Here is a 17,168-nt window from a genome sequence, read left to right as displayed (position 1 = left end):
ATTTTTTTAGGTGAAATTACGCTTTAGTAATAGCTCTTAAAATAGTCTCATATTGGAAAAGTTATGTTAAACAATAAAACAGTTTTAATCACGGGTGGCACTGGGTCATTTGGTAAGAAGTTTATAGAAACTATTTTAGCGCGTTACCCAGATGTAAAAAAAATAATCATCTATTCGCGCGATGAATTAAAGCAGTCTGTAATAAAACAAAAGTACCCAGCATACGATTACCCGCAATTACGTTTTTTTATTGGTGATGTTCGCGATAAAGAGCGTTTAACGCAAGCGTGTGAAGGTGTTGATGTCATTATTCACGCAGCAGCAATTAAGCAGGTTGATACCGCTGAATACAATCCAACAGAATGTATTCGTACAAACATAGATGGTGCTGAAAATGTTATTCATGCTGCATTAGCATGTGGTGTAAAAGATGTTGTTGCACTATCGACAGACAAAGCATGTGCACCAATTAATTTATACGGTGCCACTAAACTTGCATCAGACAAATTATTTGCTGCTGCTAATAACATTCGCGGCTCGAAAGACATTAAATTCAGCGTTGTTCGTTATGGTAATGTAATGGGTTCTCGTGGCTCTGTTATTCCTTTCTTTTTAGAAAAACGAAAAGAAGGTATTTTACCAATCACACACAATGAAATGACTCGTTTTAATATATCGCTTCAAGACGGCGTTAATCTAGTTATGTTTGCCTTGGGTAATCATCTTGGTGGTGAGATATTCATCCCTAAAATCCCATCATACAAAATTTTAGACATCGCAGAAGCCGTAGCACCTGAATGCGAAACGCGTGATGTAGGTATTCGCCCAGGTGAAAAACTACATGAAGAAATGATTACAGATACTGACTCGTTAAATACGATTGATTTGGGTCCTTACTACGCAATTTTACCCTCTGTATCGTATACATATACCGAAGAAGAATACCTTGCTCACCATAAAGCTGAAAAAGTACCATTTGGTTTTAAATACAACTCAGGAACAAACACTGAGTGGGAAACAATTGAAGGCTTGCGTGAGCTTATTGTTGAACATGTTGACCCATCGTTTGAAGTATAGAGATAGCTAAATGATACCGTATGGAAAGCAAGATATAACTCAAGCAGATATTGATGCTGTGGTTAATGTATTAAAGTCGGACTTTTTGACGCAAGGGCCACAAGTCCCTGCGTTTGAACGTGCACTGATGGATTCAAGCGGCGCCAATCATGCCTTGGCTGTTAATAGTGCAACGTCAGCTTTGCATATTGCTTGTTTAGCGCTTGAATTAGGGGCCGGTGATATATTATGGACAACACCTGTCACTTTTGTAGCCTCAGCTAATTGTGGTTTGTATTGTGGCGCATCAGTAGATTTTGTTGATATAGATCCCGCAACTTATAATCTTTGTCCTGTAGCATTAAAAGAAAAGCTTATCCGTGCTAAAAAAGAAGGTGTTTTGCCTAAAGTTGTAGTTGCAGTGCATTTATGTGGTCAGCCATGTGACATGAAAGCAATCCATGCGTTATCTATAGAATATGGCTTTAAAGTCATTGAAGATGCTTCACATGCAATAGGTGGACGTTATTTAGAACTACCAATTGGCTCATGTGAATACAGTGATATTACCGTGTTTAGCTTTCACCCTGTTAAAATTGTTACCACTGCAGAAGGTGGTGCGGCATTAACTAATAGCAAAGCACTTGCAGACAAAATGGCACTTTACCGAAGCCATGGAATAACACGTGACGAAGCATTAATGGAAAATGCATCGCATGGTGGTTGGTACTATGAGCAAGTGGATTTAGGTTTTAACTACCGCATGACGGAGCTGCAAGCTGCACTCGGTGTTTCGCAAATGAGCCGCTTAAGTGAGTTCGTTTCCGCACGTCATGAATTGGCAGTGCGTTATTACGATAAGCTGGCCTGTTTACCGATTGTACTGCCTTATCAGTTGCCTAACACTTATTCTGGCTTACATTTATATGTTATTCGTCTAAACCTAAATGAAATTAGCAAAACGCATAAAGAAGTGTTTGACGAGTTAAGAGAAAAGGGTATTGGTGTTAACCTGCATTATATTCCAGTGCACCTACAGCCTTATTACCAAAAAATGGGCTTTAAACAAGGTGACTTTCCAAATGCAGAGAGTTATTACAGCAATGCTATTTCATTGCCGATGTTTCATGGTATGACCCATGAGCAGCAAGACGAAGTTATCAGTAAGCTAACACTAATATTAGAAGCCTAATCATGAATATAGCAATCATTCCTGCTCGTGGTGGAAGTAAGCGTATACCTCGCAAAAATATCAAAGAGTTTCACGGTAAGCCAATGATTGCTTATTCGATTGAAGCGGCTTTAGACAGCAAGTGTTTTGATAAAGTAATTGTCTCTACAGATGATGCTGAAATAGCTGATATTGCAATACAATATGGGGCAGAAGTGCCATTTATGCGCCCTGCTAATATTGCGGATGATTATGCAACTACGCTTGATGTAATAAAGCATGCTGTCGAGTATACCGAGTTACAGGAATGGGGTGTTGAAAATGTATGTTGTATATATGCAACCGCTCCTTTTTTAATACCTGAGTTTATCCAGCGCGGATTTATAGAGCTGACATCGAGTAATATAGATTACGCCTTCAGTGCAACAAGTTTTCCTTTTCCAATTCAAAGAGCTTTAAAGCTTAATGATGCACAATGTGTTGAAATGTTTCAGCCAGAACATTTAAATACTCGTTCGCAAGATCTCGAAGAAGCATACCATGATGCCGGGCAGTTTTATTGGGGCACTGCGAAGGCATTTATAGCAAAAAAAGCTATTTTTGGAACAAGGTCGAAGGCTGTTTTTTTACCACGTAAACGAGTACAAGACATAGATACACCTGAAGATTGGGAATTGGCAGAAGCTTTGTTCCGAGCGATTGAATGCTAAAGGTCGTAATTAGGGCTGATGCATCTTCTTACATAGGCAGCGGCCATATCATGCGTTGCTTAGTATTGGCTGATAGGCTAAAACTAGATGGTCACGACGTTTTATTTGCCACCCGCCCGCAAAACGGTGATTTAGTCACATTTATAAAGCAGCGTGGTTTCTCTATTTATGAATTACAGCAACCTGCAAATTGGCTAGTACCAACCTCGACTGCGGATTATGCCGCGTGGTTGCAAGTCACTGAGTGTGATGATGCCCAAGAATGCGCTACTGCATTTGATAGTCCTGATTTAGTTATTACAGACCACTATGGTATTGGTGCACAGTGGCATAAGGTAGTAAGAAAAGCGTATAACTGTAAAATTATTGCAATTGACGATTTAGTAAGAGAGCACGCTGCAGACTTGATTATAGATCAAACATTGCTTAGAGAGCCAAGCGAATATCATTTATTAAACTCTAAGGCCACCGTCTTAACAGGCACGCAATATGCTATTATAAATACTCACTTTTCGCATCGACATTCATCACAATTGGTAGCTTTAAATACATTATCGAATACACCGCGTTTATTATTATCTATGGGGGGGATAGATGCCCCCAATGCGACATTGCATGTACTTGATGTTTTAAAGAAAAGCGTTAACCCGCCAATAACGACTGTATTGCTTAGCCCTAAATCACCTCACTATAAAAGTGTTACAGAGTTTGCTGTAAAGCATAGCGCGTGGTTGACTCACATCGATTTTGTAGATGACATGGCTACTCTCATGTGTGAACATGATATTGCCATTGGCGCGCCAGGCTCAACGTCATGGGAACGTGCTTGTGTCGGGTTACCAAGTATTGTTATTCCGCTTGCAGATAACCAGCAGACTGTTTGTAGAAATTTAGAAGCAGTTGGTGCTGCAATTAGCGTTGAGTTAGAGGCGATTAGTAGAAATTTAATGAAGGCCTATGAGCAGTTAATTGCAGACTATTCAAAAATGCGAATAATAAACCTGCAGTTATGTGATGGGCAAGGTGTTAAGCGATTAATGAAGCATATTACTCAATTATTTAGCGGTTCACTAACCCTAAGATTAGCGACACAGCTTGATGTTGAACAGGTGTATGCTTGGCAATGTAAACCCGAAACACGTCGTTATGCACTTAATAAAGACGTTCCGAGTTTGGCTGAGCATCGGGCTTGGATGACTAAAAAGCTAGCAAGTAAAAATGACTACTTTTATGTCATTGAGCTAACCAATAGCACAGATGAAAAAACGACTCCTGTAGGTGTAGTCAGGTTAGATATGACAGCCGTAGATACGTATACCATTTCCATCTTTATAGCACCAGAGCACTTTGGTAAAGGGGTTGCGAAACTAGCTTTAAAACAAGTAGATATATTACATCCTACAAAAATTATACATGCTGTTGTACTAAAAGAAAATGCAGCATCACAAGCTTTGTTTAGCCGAGCTGGCTACCAACGAATTAATGAAGAGCAATTTACTCGACAACCTGTGGAGTGAGGGATTTATGAATAAATTTATTACTATCGATAACAGAAAAATTGGCCCTGGCTATACGCCGTATATCATTGCTGAAATGTCAGCGAATCATAACGGTGATATCGAAAATGCCTACAAAATAATGGAAATGGCAAAAGAGTGTGGTGCAGATGCAATGAAGCTGCAAACTTATCGCCCTGATACCATAACAATGAAAAGCGATAACCCTGAATTCTTAATTAAAGGTGGGTTGTGGGATGGTAAAACACTGTATGACTTATATGAAGAAGCGCACATGCCGTGGGAATGGCATAAACCTTTATTTGAAAAAGCCAAAGAGTTAGGTATCACTATTTTTAGCTCGCCGTTTGACTTTACTGCCGTTGATTTACTCGAAGAGCTTGGTGCTCCTGCGTACAAAATAGCGTCATTTGAAGCCATCGATTTACCATTAATCGAGTATGTTGCGAAGACTGGTAAGCCAATGATTATCTCAACGGGTATGGCGAACGAAGAAGAAATACGTGAAGCAGTAGAAACAGCAAAAAATGCAGGGTGTAAAGAGCTTGTTGTACTGCATTGTGTAAGTGGTTACCCAGCGCCATCAGGCGATTATAATTTGGCGACTGTTGCAGATATGGCCACACGTTTTGATGTATTAACGGGTCTATCAGACCATACTATTGATAATACGACGGCTATTACATCAGTGGCGTTAGGCGCATGCTTAATAGAAAAGCATGTAACGCTTAATAGAGATGGTGGTGGACCGGATGATAGTTTCTCACTAGAAAAGCCAGAGTTATTACAATTATGTAGAGACTCTAAAATAGCATGGGAAGCGGTTGGTAAAGTAAATTACGAGCGAAAAGAGAGTGAAAAAGGCAATGCAATATTCAGACGCTCACTGTATGTGGTAAAAGATGTTGCTGAAGGCGAGTTATTTACACATGAAAATGTAAAAAGTATTAGACCTGGTTATGGTTTAGCTCCCAAGTACTTACATGAGGTACTTGGAAGCGTAGCCACGCAAAGTATTAAAGCTGGAACAGCTTTAAAAAAATTGTATGTAGAAAATAGAAAAAAATAATCTAACATACTTTCTTATGCAATTATTTAAGCTATTTCATGCTAATGGTTATCAAATGATGAAAGATTTTACACAGAATTTATAATTCTGGTTACAAATAATTGCAAAGTTTTTTATAGCTAGATTGCTCATCTGACTCTACTTCAAGTATAATACTCAGAGAATCAAGCCGTTAATGCTAAATTCTACAAGGATGGTGCATGTCAATGTATATTATTTTTATCAACCAAAAGATTTCAACGTGAATAAACTTTTTTCTAATTCATATATTTGCCATTTTCTTGGTATCGTTTTCACATCAATATGTGTTGTTTTATCTTCAATGTATCCAATATCTGAAGAGTCTGTTAGAAACTCGCTTATTTTAGTGTGTGGGAGTTATTTGGCAACGGCATTCGCTTTACCTTTAGTTGCAAAGTATCTATTAGTTGATCGTAAATATTATATAATACCTGTAATATTTTCTGTTTATGGTATCTCTTTATCTCTAATATTATTATTACGGTTTGATTATTCTTTATATCTTTTAGCAATAGGAGCGGCTTTTAGTTTTGTTTGGCTTTTTATTACTACTATTTTGAGAACAGGACATAAAAAGCTTACTTTACATGTAATAGATAACTTTGACACGCAAGATCTAATTGACCATGAAAACCTCGACGTTTACTTTTTAACTGAACCATATAGGCAATCTGCAATTAAGGATGGCTTAGTTGTTGATCTCCACAAAAATATTACTCATCATCAAGAGAAGTTTATTGCTGATTGCAGCCTTAATAACATCCCAGTTTTCCATGCGGATAGTATCAAAGAGATGATTGATGGAAAGGTGCAAATAAAACATTTATCTGACAATTCAATTGGTACCTTACAGCCTAATCCAATTTATCAAATATTTAAGCGCCTTTGGGAGACTGTAATTATTGTTTTAACACTCCCCCTAACTCTTTTAATTATGGTTCTTACAGCTATTGCTATTCGATTAGAAAGTCGAGGCCCTGTTATATTTACGCAAGAACGTGTAGGACAAGCTGGTCGAGTTTTTAAAATTTATAAATTCAGAAGTATGACGGTAAAAACTAGTTGTGCAGAGGATAAGTTTGCTACTGAAGAGCATGCTAGAATAACTCGCATAGGTAAGGTGATTCGAAAAGTAAGAATTGACGAATTACCACAGTTTTTTAATGTTCTAAAAGGTGATATGGCATTAATTGGCCCACGGCCTGAACAAGAATCTTTTGTTAAGCTATTTGAACAAGAAATTCCATTTTATGGCTATAGGCATATAGTAAAGCCAGGTATAACTGGTTGGGCGCAAACTGTACAAGGTTATGCTGATGATACGGATTCAACAAAAGAAAAGTTAGCATATGACCTTTATTATATTAAACACTTATCTTTTTGGCTTGATCTTAATATTGTATTTAAAACCATCAGGACAATGCTAACGGGGTTTGGTGCAAAGTAACCAACTAGAAAGTGTGGAAAGACGTTAATATAAAATTTTGATATTCATATTTAAAAGCTCAATCGTTAAATAAATGGAAGAATCTCCGGTTTGAAATTGCAGCTATTGGTAATAGAAATTTTTAGTTATATATACCGATAGCTGGTATTTAGTAAGCCTCGACAGAAAGGGGTGATTAATATTGTCTTAAAATCACATTTTATCTGCTCGACTAAAGTTTAATATCTGTTAAGTACTGCCGTATTTTTAAATTGCCAGCGTTATCTCTGCCAAAAAGTCACTTTAACATGGCGATTATTTTTAATACCTAAATTTAATAGTGAAAACATAAAACGAGTCATCGATTAATACAATAATGATTATTTATATAGTAACTTAAGCTTTGTGACTAAACTGAATAACCCAAGTCGCTACTCAGCAAGTAAAAAAATTAGGTAATTACTTACAAAGTGAATTTAAATTTTTGAAATGAGAAGGTGGCTGGACAGTCCACGCTGTTAATAATTTAGCTTAAGACGATAGCTCACTTAAAAATTCAGTTAATCGAAGAACTCTCACAATTGCACCAATATAATTGCCTTCTTAGTGCTAGGTAAACTTAATTTATTATTTAAAAGTTATTAGCCACCGCACTGGTGTAGGAGCTATTACGGGGATTTACTTTAGACTACCACTTCAAATTTCGATATACATACTGCGTAATTACCTTGATTACATTTAATTCAACTCAAAAGTTGTACTTACAGTAAAAATAGATCTATAAATATTTACTGTTATAAACTACTTTCCAATTTCTATAATTGCACCTCGGTCCAAAACAGCCCTGTACTTATCTGCCAAAGCAGCTTTAGCATCATCATCTCCATGCACAATTTTTATCAGGCTTGGCTTTTTATGCATACCCGTAACAAACTTAATTAATCCGTTTTGATCGGCATGGGCGCTGTACCCGCTAATTGTATGTACTTTTGCGTTTATAGTAATGCGAGCATCATTTATAAAAACATACCCATTACGTGGTCCATATGTTTGAATTTCACGGCCTAAAGTTTTATTACCTTGGTAACCTACAAATAATACATCGGTGGTTTTATCATTTAAAAATCGCTCAAGATAATTAACTATTCGGCCACCTGTGCACATACCGCTTGCCGCTAATATTATGGCTGGTGTTTGCCGCGAACTTAAATAATTAATAATAGCCATGTGCTCTTTGTGTGAATCAACCGTAGTTAGATTTTTAAAATCGAGCGGGTGCCTACCATTTGCAACTTTGCGTTTGGCCTCGCTATCCCATAAGTGCTTAAACTTTTTGTATTGCTCAGTAAAATTGGCTGCCATAGGGGAGTCGAGTATTACGTGAATGTCTCGCCACTTAGACTTTTTAGATGAGCTATGTATGAGTTGCTCTAGCTCGTATAGCAGCTCTTGTGTGCGGCCAATACTAAAAGCAGGTACTAAAACAACACCGTTGTCGGCTACGGCGCGTTCAATAATACTTTTTAGCGTTTTTGTACGCTCTTTACGGCCTTGATGATTTTTATCACCGTAGGTTGATTCAATAACTAGAGTATCGGCTTTATAGGGCGGCTTAGGCGAAGGGAGTAGCGGGGTATATGGCGCACCTAAGTCTCCTGAAAATACAACACGGTGTTTGTTGTTATCACCATTTGTAATATCAATTTCTACGTAAGCCGACCCCAATATATGGCCCGCACGCTGAAATCTCGCTTTAGCTTTATTGAGCCCTTTGCAAGGTAGTTCAAACCACGTTTTATAATCTACAGCAACTATACGTTTATTTAATAAGCTTAAGCAGGCAGCTATAATTTTAGGGTCGCGGGTTACACCCACTTTTAAAGCATCTTCCATTACTAAAGGTAATAAGCTGGCCGATGCAATACTTGTAAAAATAGGGCCCTTAAAACCGGCTGCTAATAAGTAAGGTATTCGACCAACATGGTCAATATGGCAATGGGTAACAATAAGCGCAGTAACATGGGTAATATTAAACTCAATTGAAAGGTCGGCTTTAGAGTCTTCGCCTTGAAATAATCCGCAATCAATAAGCACACTTGTTTGCTCATTAACTACCAGCTCGTGGCACGAACCAGTAACGCCATTAACCGCTCCGTGGTGAAGTATTTGCATTGTGCTTCCTTGTCATCAATTTGTTACATTGAATTTTAAGGTAGAAGTAAAGCCATAATTATTCAAGGTTCTAACGCTTGAGCTAAATTAATAACCTCACCTTCAGCATATTATCTGTAGGTGCGAATTTACTTCGCGCTCAACCAACCTAGCGTTACCAAAAGCGAGGTATAAAACCTCACCTACAAACATGTACCAACCAGTAGGTGCGAATTTATTTCGCGCTCATGTTTTAACACCTAAAAAAGCGAGGTATAAAACCTCACCTACAAACATGTACCAACCGGTAGGTGCGAATTTACTTCGCGCTCATGTTTTAACACCTAAAAAAGCGAGGTATAAAACCTCACCTGCAAATATGTACCAACCGGTAGGTGCGAATTTACTTCGCGCTCACGTTTTAACTCCTAACAACAAGCGAGGCATAAAACCTCACCTACAAATATATACCAACCTGTAGGTGCGAATTTACTTCGTGCTCTTGTATTAACTCCCAAAAAGCGAGGTATAAAACCTCACCTACAAATATGTACCAACTTGTAGGTGCGAATTTACTTCGCGCTCTTACTTGTATATTTATTAAAAAATATTAATTAAATTTTTTAATAAATTTTCGCGGCTAAACTTTTGTTTAGCCCAATCTAAACATGGCTTTATAGGTACTAAACTAGCGTTAAAGCCTTTACTCCCTTTAAACTCAATAACAATATTTATTAAAGTGAGTGGCTATTAACCACTAAGGCGTATTTACATAGGCACTCTATGTTGGCTATAATGTCGCCGCTGTTTAGTTTGGAATTGTATTTTTTGCAATTTAGTTATGTATTAAGGGCTACTATGGAATGTTGGTATTTAGTCGTATGCAAACCAAAGCAAGAAGAACGAGCCAAAACTAACTTGCAAAATCAAGGGATTGAAGCGTTTTACCCCAAATTAACTACCGAAAGGTTGGTTAAAGGTCGTCGGACCGTCAAACACACTGCTTTATTCCCTAATTATTTATTTGTATGCTTTGAATCAAAAAATGGTAATTTTTCTGCTGTAAAAAACACCCGTGGAATAGGCGGTTTTGTTTCTTATGGAGCAAATTACCAGTTGGTTTCTAAGCACATAATTGACCAGCTAAAAAATGAACGTTCACACACTACTGAATCACAAATACCAAAAACAGGTGATGTAGTCAGTGTGAATAACGATTCATTCAGTAATATACAAGCAATATACAAAGAGCCCGATGGCGACTTGCGCAGTATTTTACTAATTAACTTACTTAATCAAAAAATTGAAGTAAGTGTAGATAATAAAGATATTAAGCAATAATAACTAAAAACGTAGCAGCGGCTTTATGCCGCGAAAAAATAGTTTTATATCAGTAACTAGGAACTGTAACCTAAGGGCGGAAGCGTGCCTAAAGCACTTAAAGCTACGCGGTTAAGTTCACTTGTAGACGCGCAGCTTGCTGGCGTGACGAGCAAAGCTCGTAATAGAGTTTATTCACAAAAGGGCTAAGAGCACACTGAGCTTTAAAGAAGTAAACAGCCATAAAGTACTTGTTTAAATGTCTTCTCATTTACTCCTCATTCGCTTCTCTTTGTGCAATAAAGCTTTAAGTGGTTAATCTGAATAGGTCGAGGGCGCTGCGCTTTTAAGTGAAAGCCCAACGGCAAAGTTTAACACCGTGGCTAAGTTCACTTGTAGACGCGCAGCTTGCTGGCGTGACGAGCAAAGCTCGTAATAGAACTTCTTCACAAAGAGGTTAAGAGGGCGCTTCGCTTTAGAGAAGTAAACAGCCATAAAGCACTTGTTTAAATGGCTTCTCATTTACTCCTCATTCGCTTCTCTTTGTGCAATAAGGCTTTAAGTGATTTATTCACAAAGAGGTTAAGAGGGCACTGCGCTTTTAAGTGAAAGCCCAACGGCAAAGTTTAACACCGTGGCTAAGTTCACTTGTAGACGCACAGCTTGCTGGCGTGACGAGCAAAGCTCGTAATAGAACCTCTTCACAAAAGGGTTAAGAGCACACTGCGCTTTAGAGAAGTAAACAGCCATAGAATACTTGTTTAAATGGCTTCTCATTTACTCCTCATTTTCTTCTCTTTGTGCAATAAAGCTTTAAGCGGTTAATCTGAAGATGTCGAGCACACTGCGCTTTAGAGAAGTAAGCAGCCATAAAGCACTTGTTTAAATGGCTTATCGTTCACTTCTCTTTGTACAATTGGTGATTAATGCGTTAAGTGTTTTACTGAAAACGGCTATCAATTAAATTTATTCATAAAGACCTTATGAAAATACTGATATAATTTCAGTGTTAATTAAAAACTTAGTTACAAAGCTTTTACAAAGCAAAGACTATTGCTTCACAATAGTGCACATGCTTTAATTAGTCGGCTAAAATACAAGTGCTCACCAAGGTTGGTGAGTAAGTGCAATATTAAAATAATTTTGGGATTCTACAATGGCGTTAAGCTGTAAATCACTCGCATCAATACTCGCAATACTAAGCATGACAGGTTGTACAATAGTACCAGGTAGCCACTTTGAAGGTATAGACTCAGGCGAGCAAACACAAAACCTCGAACAAGATCTCGAAAAAGTAAACATTCAAATAATCGACTCGCTACTAATAAATAAACAAAATCAAGCACGTATAGCAGCTAAACCAATTTCAAGCACCGATGGCTTAAACGTAAGTAACTACGAATACAAACTAGGTGTTGGCGACGTACTAACAATAGGCGTATGGGATCACCCAGAGCTAACAATACCCGCAGCAGTACAACGTACCGCAGAGTTTGACGGCTTTAGAGTACAACGAGATGGCACAATTACTTACGCCTACGCACCAAATATACCCGCAGCAGGTAAAACAATAAGCCAAGTACGCAACGAGCTTGTAAAACGCCTAAGCCGAGTAATAGAAGACCCTCAAGTAGACGTAAAAGTAGTTGGCTTTAGAAGCCAAAAAACCTACGTTACCGGTGAAGTAAAACAACCTGGCGTATACCCAGTAACCGAAATCCCACTTACCTTAATTGATGCCTTAAACCAAGCAGGCGGCTTAACTGATGCAGCCGATTGGCGCACAGTAACATTTACCCGTGGCGATAAAACAGAAGTTATAAAACTTGATGACTTTTATGCCCATGGTGACATTTCGCAAAACCGTTTATTGCAACATGGCGACATAGTGCATGTAAACCGTAACGATGCACAAAAAATATTTGTATTAGGTGATGTTAAAAAAGCAGGTTCAGTAACGCTTAACCGTTATGGTTTAAACTTAGCCGAAGCGCTAAGCGACTCAGGCGGCTTAAACGAAAATACAGCCGACGCTAACGGTGTATTTGTACTGCGTAAAAGTGACCTAGAGCAAACCGGCGTTATTGCAAACGTATACCAATTACATGCTAAAAATATAGCGGCAATGGTATTAGCTGAGCAGTTTGAACTACAACCGCGCGATATTGTATATGTAACATCGGCACCACTTGCCCGTTGGAACCGTGTAATTAGCTTATTATTACCGTCGGTAGCATCGGTTGATAGCCTAGACGATATTTCATCAAACTAAGGGTTTTTAAAAATGTTTGATTCAGTTTTAGTAGTGTGTGCAGGTAATATTTGCCGCAGCCCAACAGGTGAGTATGTTTTAAAGCAAAAGCTTGAAGGCAAAAATATTAAAGTATCGTCTGCTGGGTTAACAGCACTTGAAGGCAAACCAGCAGATGCAAAAGCAAAACAAATAGCGCTCGCACATGGCGTTAATATGGATGCACACCAAGGCCAGCAGCTTACATCAAGCTTAGTTGCGCAAAACAGCGTAATACTCGTAATGGAAGAACGCCATTTAAACGACGTACATGCTCGTTACCCCGAGGCGCGCGGTAAAACGTTTTTACTCGGTAAATGGATTAATAACGCCGAAATACCAGACCCTTACCGCCAAAGCCAAGAGGCTTTTGAACACGTTTATACATTAATCGACAGCGCGTGTAGCGCTTGGCAAAAGTATTTATAAGGAATGGCTAATTTAATGAATGCCCAGCCGAATAATAGCGCTAGTAGCGCTAATAATAAAAGCACAAATAACACGCAACCAACGCAAGAAATTGATTTAATGGCGCTACTAGGCGCACTGCTCGATCGTAAATATTTTATAGTAGCCGTAACCGCACTGTTTATGTTTGTAGGTGTTGTTTATGCAGTATTAAGTACTCCCGTTTACCAAGCAACAGCCATGATACAAGTTGAAGACGGCGGCGCATCAGTTCCTGGTTTTGACGATATGGCAGGCATGTTCGAAAGTACATCGGCTGCAGTAACCGAAATAGAGCTACTAAAGTCGCGCAGTATAATAGGTGAGGCAGTAGACACTTTAAAGCTTGATGTTATAGCAGAGCCTAAGCTATTCCCGTTTATAGGTAGCCGAGCTTACCGCACTTTTACCCCAATGGAAGATGGCGACTTAGCCGAGCCAAGTTTTGGCGCAAGTAGCTACGCGTGGGGCGGTGAGAGCATTAATGTATTTAGGTTTGATGTACCTCGTACTGCTGTTAATAAAACATTTACTCTAGTTGCGCAAGCTAATAATAGCCTTGCACTTTTAAATGGTGACGGCGAGCAAATATTATCGGGTAAAGTGGGCGAGGAGCTAACTAACGGTAAGTTTAACTTAACAATCCGTACTTTAAAGGCACGCCCTGGCACAGAGTTTACAATTATCCGTAAAGATCGCCTTAATACTATTTTAGACCTTCAAACTGCAATTGGCGCAAGCGAAAAAGGCAAAGACTCAGGCATAATTAACTTAAGCTTACAAAGCACTAAACCAAGCTATGCTGAAAAAGTACTGGATAAGGTAGCAGCAATATATGTACGTCGCAATGTTGAGCGCAACAGCGCAGAGGCGCAAAAGTCGCTTGAATTTTTAGAAGTACAATTACCAGAAATTAAAAAGCAGCTTGAATACGCAGAACAACGCTTTAACGACTACCAAATAAAGCGCCAGTCAATAAACATAACGCTCGAAACACAAGGCGTGCTTGAGCAAGTTGTAAAGCTTGAAACCAAGTTACAAGAGCTAAACTTAAAGCGTTTAGATATTGGCCGAAAGTTTAAAAAAGATCACCCTTCGTACCAAGGTATACTTGAGCAAATAGAAGCGGTTGAAAGCCAAAAACAAGAGCTTGTAGGCGAGGTAGGTAACCTGCCAGAAACTCAACAAGAGCTACTACGCTTAAAGCGCGATGTTGAGGTAAGTAACCAAATTTACACATTGTTACTTAGTAAAACACAAGAGCTTGATATAGTTCGCGCAGGCACTGTAGGTAACGTACGTATTATTGACTACGCAGAGGTAAATACCAGCAAGCCAGTTAAACCTAAAAAAGCATTAATAGTGGTAATGGCTACTATGCTTGGTGGCATGTTAGCCGTGGCTATTGTGCTTATACAAAAAGCAATGCACAAAGGCGTTGAAGACCCTGCAGAAATTGAAGCACTAGGCCTACCTGTATACGCAAGTGTACCGCACTCAGATTATCAGGATAAACTAAGTGGCTTTGCTGAGCGAGCCCGCAAAAACAAAGTTAATAAACCTAAAAGCATATTAGCGTTAGATAACCCAGCCGACCTAGCAATAGAAGCACTACGTAGCTTACGTACTAGCCTGCACTTTGCGATGATGGAAGCTAAAAACAATATTATTGCTATATCGGGCCCAAGCCCAAGCGTAGGTAAATCGTTTATATCGGTTAACTTAGCCTCTGTACTCGCTCAAAGCGGTAAAAAAGTACTGATTATTGATGCCGATATGCGTAAAGGCTACTTACAAACCCAGTTTGGTTTAAAGTGGGACGATGGCTTAAGTGATTATCTATCGGGCCGTTTAAACTTAGAGCAAGTTACTAAACCAACCAAGGTTGAAGGCTTAAGTGTTATTACGCGCGGACAAATACCACCAAACCCTTCAGAGCTATTAATGCATAGCAACTTTAGCAAATTAGTTGAAGAAGTAAGCGCTGCTTACGACATTATAATTATTGATACCCCTCCAATACTTGCAGTAACCGACCCAGCAATTGTAAGTGCACATACAGGCACTACATTACTTGTAACCCGTTTTGGCCAAAACCATGTGCGAGAAATAGAGCTGACACGCAACCGTTTTGAGCAAAACGGTATCGATGTAAAGGGCGTGGTTTTTAACGGTGTTGTTAAAAAAGCCAGTAATGCATACGGCTATTACGGGTATTACAACTACGAATACAAAAGTGATAAATAATTTTTAACTCTTTATTATTAAAATATAAAGGGACTATTGGGCACTTTTAAATAAAGTACAAAAACAAGGTATTAAAGAGGTAGTTAAAATTAACTGTCTCAATTTAGAAAAAGTGTCTCAGTGGCTTGTTATATAGCTGAGACACTAAATTGTTAAAATGCAATTTAATAGTGATCTATTACACACTAATCTAGTAAAGTTTAGGCATTTTTATCGTGAAAAAGTGTATGGCTACCTAAGCAAAATGGATTGTAGAATGTACTTGTTTCCTGCGAGTATACATCTCAACACTAGCTTTTAGTGCATCACTTAACTTGAAACTAATTGTAAAATTTAAATTTTAGAAGCTCGAAGCTCGAAGCTCTATCACTAAACAAAGAGAGTACAACTATGCACGATTCATTAACGGACCTAAAAATTGGCATCATAGGTTTAGGCTATGTAGGCCTTCCATTAGCAGTTGAATTTGGTAAAAAATTTCCAGTGACAGGTTTCGATATTAATCAAGGTCGAATTGCACAATTACAAGGCGGCCATGACTCAACGCTTGAAGTAAGTGACGAAGAGCTTAAACAATCCCCGCAACTTAATTTCTCTTATACAGTGTCAGATCTTGAAAGTTGTAATGTATATATTGTTACAGTACCTACTCCAATTGATGAGCATAAGCAGCCAGATTTAACGCCACTTATAAAAGCGAGTGAAATGCTAGGTAAAGTGGTTAAAAAAGGCGATATAATAATTTATGAATCAACCGTATACCCAGGTGCTACTGAAGAGGCATGCTTACCGGTAGTAGAGAAATTCTCAGGTCTTAAATTCAATGAAGACTTTTTCGCTGGCTACTCACCAGAACGTATTAACCCAGGTGATAAAGAGCATCGCGTAACTAACATACTAAAAGTAACTTCAGGTTCTACTCCAGAAATAGCTGAAAAAGTAGATCAACTTTATAAGTCAGTAATTACGGCCGGCACACACAAAGCAAGCTCTATTAGAGTTGCAGAGGCTGCAAAAGTAATCGAAAATACTCAGCGCGATGTAAATATTGCACTAATTAATGAGCTTTCAATTATTTTTAATAAACTAGGTATCGACACACTTGAAGTGCTAGAAGCCGCGGGAACTAAATGGAACTTTCTGCCATTTCGTCCTGGCTTAGTTGGCGGACACTGTATTGGTGTTGATCCGTATTACTTAACGCACAAAGCACAAAGCGTAGGTTACCACCCAGAAATGATTTTAGCCGGCCGCCGCTTAAACGATGGTATGGGCAAACATGTAGTATCTGAACTTGTTAAAAATATGCTTAAAAAGCGTATTCATGTAGATGGCGCAAACGTGCTGATAATGGGTTTAACCTTTAAAGAAAACTGCCCAGACCTACGTAATACAAAAGTGGTCGATATTGTTAGCGAACTAAAAGAATATAATATTAATGTTGATATAGTAGACCCGTGGTGTTCAAACGATGAAGCACAACATGAGTATGGGTTAAGCTTAACTACAGAGCCTAAACAAAATAATTACGATGCAATTATTCTTGCCGTAGGTCATAACGAATTTAAAGAAATGGGCGCAGAGCAAATTCGTGCACTTGGTAAAGCTGAACATGTACTTTATGATCTAAAATATGTACTACCAAAGCAAAGTGTTGATATGCGTTTGTAATAATTGCAAGCGTGGATTTCCCCCACGCTTTTAAGATAGATACCATTCACAGGCTTGAATTTTGTGCAGCCC

At 38.5% G+C, this 17,168-nt stretch carries 12 protein-coding genes; 11 read left to right on the top strand and 1 reads right to left on the bottom strand.

Going from position 1 to position 17,168, the window contains the following annotated elements:
- Window positions 1–63: 63 nt before the first annotated feature.
- The 6 genes from pseB to AAEY62_RS11965 all read left to right on the top strand — a co-directional run bounded on the left by pseB (window position 64) and on the right by AAEY62_RS11965 (window position 6,991).
- Complete coding sequence (pseB, locus tag AAEY62_RS11990) at window positions 64–1,077, top strand: UDP-N-acetylglucosamine 4,6-dehydratase (inverting) (RefSeq protein WP_024589834.1); 1,014 nt, start codon at window positions 64–66, stop codon at window positions 1,075–1,077.
- Window positions 1,078–1,087: 10 nt separating this feature from the next.
- On the top strand, window positions 1,088–2,248 hold the full coding sequence (gene pseC / locus AAEY62_RS11985) for a UDP-4-amino-4,6-dideoxy-N-acetyl-beta-L-altrosamine transaminase (RefSeq protein ID WP_350635014.1): 1,161 nt from the start codon (window positions 1,088–1,090) through the stop codon (window positions 2,246–2,248).
- A gap of 2 nt (window positions 2,249–2,250) precedes the next feature.
- Complete coding sequence (gene pseF / locus AAEY62_RS11980; protein ID WP_350635013.1) at window positions 2,251–2,937, top strand: pseudaminic acid cytidylyltransferase; 687 nt, start codon at window positions 2,251–2,253, stop codon at window positions 2,935–2,937.
- Window positions 2,931–4,454: a UDP-2,4-diacetamido-2,4,6-trideoxy-beta-L-altropyranose hydrolase gene (pseG, locus tag AAEY62_RS11975; RefSeq protein ID WP_350635012.1), complete on the top strand. Its 1,524-nt coding sequence runs from the start codon at window positions 2,931–2,933 to the stop codon at window positions 4,452–4,454. Before pseF ends, pseG begins: the two co-directional genes overlap by 7 nt.
- A gap of 7 nt (window positions 4,455–4,461) precedes the next feature.
- Window positions 4,462–5,523, top strand: coding sequence for a pseudaminic acid synthase (pseI, locus tag AAEY62_RS11970; RefSeq protein ID WP_024589830.1), 1,062 nt, complete (start codon window positions 4,462–4,464; stop codon window positions 5,521–5,523).
- A 241-nt stretch (window positions 5,524–5,764) separates the two neighbouring features.
- Window positions 5,765–6,991: an exopolysaccharide biosynthesis polyprenyl glycosylphosphotransferase gene (locus AAEY62_RS11965; RefSeq protein ID WP_024589829.1), complete on the top strand. Its 1,227-nt coding sequence runs from the start codon at window positions 5,765–5,767 to the stop codon at window positions 6,989–6,991.
- A 780-nt stretch (window positions 6,992–7,771) separates the two neighbouring features.
- Here the strand turns inward: AAEY62_RS11965 and AAEY62_RS11960 are convergent.
- Window positions 7,772–9,142 carry an MBL fold metallo-hydrolase RNA specificity domain-containing protein gene (locus tag AAEY62_RS11960; protein ID WP_350635011.1) on the bottom strand — a complete coding sequence of 457 codons (1,371 nt, stop codon included), beginning with the start codon at window positions 9,140–9,142 and terminating at the stop codon, window positions 7,772–7,774.
- Between the two features lie 837 nt (window positions 9,143–9,979).
- On the opposite strand from AAEY62_RS11960, the gene rfaH reads away from it, so the two are divergent.
- The 5 genes from rfaH to tviB all read left to right on the top strand — a co-directional run bounded on the left by rfaH (window position 9,980) and on the right by tviB (window position 17,096).
- Window positions 9,980–10,462 (top strand): transcription/translation regulatory transformer protein RfaH, encoded by a 483-nt coding sequence (gene rfaH, locus AAEY62_RS11955; RefSeq protein WP_350635010.1) that lies wholly within the window; start codon window positions 9,980–9,982, stop codon window positions 10,460–10,462.
- A 1,135-nt stretch (window positions 10,463–11,597) separates the two neighbouring features.
- Complete coding sequence (locus AAEY62_RS11950; RefSeq protein WP_350602616.1) at window positions 11,598–12,713, top strand: polysaccharide export protein; 1,116 nt, start codon at window positions 11,598–11,600, stop codon at window positions 12,711–12,713.
- Window positions 12,714–12,725: 12 nt separating this feature from the next.
- On the top strand, window positions 12,726–13,160 hold the full coding sequence (locus AAEY62_RS11945) for a low molecular weight protein-tyrosine-phosphatase (protein ID WP_007582278.1): 435 nt from the start codon (window positions 12,726–12,728) through the stop codon (window positions 13,158–13,160).
- Between the two features lie 15 nt (window positions 13,161–13,175).
- Complete coding sequence (locus tag AAEY62_RS11940; RefSeq protein ID WP_350635009.1) at window positions 13,176–15,425, top strand: polysaccharide biosynthesis tyrosine autokinase; 2,250 nt, start codon at window positions 13,176–13,178, stop codon at window positions 15,423–15,425.
- 390 nt (window positions 15,426–15,815) lie between these two features.
- Entirely contained in the window at window positions 15,816–17,096 is a 1,281-nt protein-coding gene (gene tviB, locus AAEY62_RS11935; protein ID WP_350635008.1) for a Vi polysaccharide biosynthesis UDP-N-acetylglucosamine C-6 dehydrogenase TviB, read from the top strand.
- Window positions 17,097–17,168: the final 72 nt, after the last annotated feature.

Origin of the sequence: Pseudoalteromonas sp. GW168-MNA-CIBAN-0100 (assembly GCF_040309225.1) — a bacterium.
Classification (GTDB): domain Bacteria; phylum Pseudomonadota; class Gammaproteobacteria; order Enterobacterales; family Alteromonadaceae; genus Pseudoalteromonas; species Pseudoalteromonas arctica.
Note: the sequence above shows the minus strand (reverse complement) of the source record. Positions and strands in the feature narration are given on the sequence as shown.

Coding starts and splice junctions, on each gene's coding strand:
- AAEY62_RS11940 (WP_350635009.1), top strand. CDS start 13,176: ATGAATGCCCAGCCGAATAATAGCGCTAGTAGCGCTAATAATAAAAGC.
- rfaH (WP_350635010.1), top strand. CDS start 9,980: ATGGAATGTTGGTATTTAGTCGTATGCAAACCAAAGCAAGAAGAACGA.
- tviB (WP_350635008.1), top strand. CDS start 15,816: ATGCACGATTCATTAACGGACCTAAAAATTGGCATCATAGGTTTAGGC.
- AAEY62_RS11950 (WP_350602616.1), top strand. CDS start 11,598: ATGGCGTTAAGCTGTAAATCACTCGCATCAATACTCGCAATACTAAGC.
- pseF (WP_350635013.1), top strand. CDS start 2,251: ATGAATATAGCAATCATTCCTGCTCGTGGTGGAAGTAAGCGTATACCT.
- AAEY62_RS11960 (WP_350635011.1), bottom strand. CDS start 9,142: ATGCAAATACTTCACCACGGAGCGGTTAATGGCGTTACTGGTTCGTGC.
- AAEY62_RS11945 (WP_007582278.1), top strand. CDS start 12,726: ATGTTTGATTCAGTTTTAGTAGTGTGTGCAGGTAATATTTGCCGCAGC.
- pseG (WP_350635012.1), top strand. CDS start 2,931: ATGCTAAAGGTCGTAATTAGGGCTGATGCATCTTCTTACATAGGCAGC.
- pseB (WP_024589834.1), top strand. CDS start 64: ATGTTAAACAATAAAACAGTTTTAATCACGGGTGGCACTGGGTCATTT.
- pseI (WP_024589830.1), top strand. CDS start 4,462: ATGAATAAATTTATTACTATCGATAACAGAAAAATTGGCCCTGGCTAT.
- pseC (WP_350635014.1), top strand. CDS start 1,088: ATGATACCGTATGGAAAGCAAGATATAACTCAAGCAGATATTGATGCT.